Source organism: Silanimonas algicola, from assembly GCF_054777375.1.
On the sequence record NZ_BAAHAS010000011.1, the window covers coordinates 1 to 513 of the forward strand.

General features: G+C 64.3%; 1 protein-coding gene. It reads left to right on the forward strand.

Annotation, left to right across the window (positions count from 1 at the left end; translation table 11 throughout):
- Positions 1–249: 249 nt before the first annotated feature.
- The coding region (locus tag ACYVAK_RS14695; protein WP_461062332.1) for a hypothetical protein at positions 250–513 on the forward strand (264 nt) is incomplete at its 3' end.

Below are 513 nucleotides of genomic sequence, written 5' to 3' on the forward strand. Positions count from 1 at the left end.
GGAGGGATAGAAGGTGCCACGATCGTCCTCGAACTCGTACGTCGAAAGGCTCGAAGACCATCGGCTGGTGCAGGCGAGCACGGGTGACCGATCGAGAACCCAGGCAGAACTTGCGCGACGTGCTCTAATCCGGCGCAGTTTCTCTCCACGCGGCACGATCCTCCAATGGGGCTCACCGAGTACCAGGTCAAGCTCAGTCGCCTCGTCGTGAATCGAAGCGCAGGCCGAACGAGCCCGCACAAAGTATGCATGCTGCTCGCGGTGCTCGACCTCGCCCGGGCCGGTGCTTTGAAGCAAAACCGCATCCTCTTCGCTCCCCCGCTGCTGGAGCGATACAACACGTTGTTTGCCGCGGTGCGGGCTCCCGGGGATCACCCGAACCCGTATTTCCCCTTCTTCCACCTGGCCGGTCGGCTACGTGGTGGTGACGCAAGCTTCTGGCATCTCTCGCCGCTGCCGGGACGCGGGGCCGTCCTGGCCGCGATGTCCACCGCTCGGGGCACCACGGACATC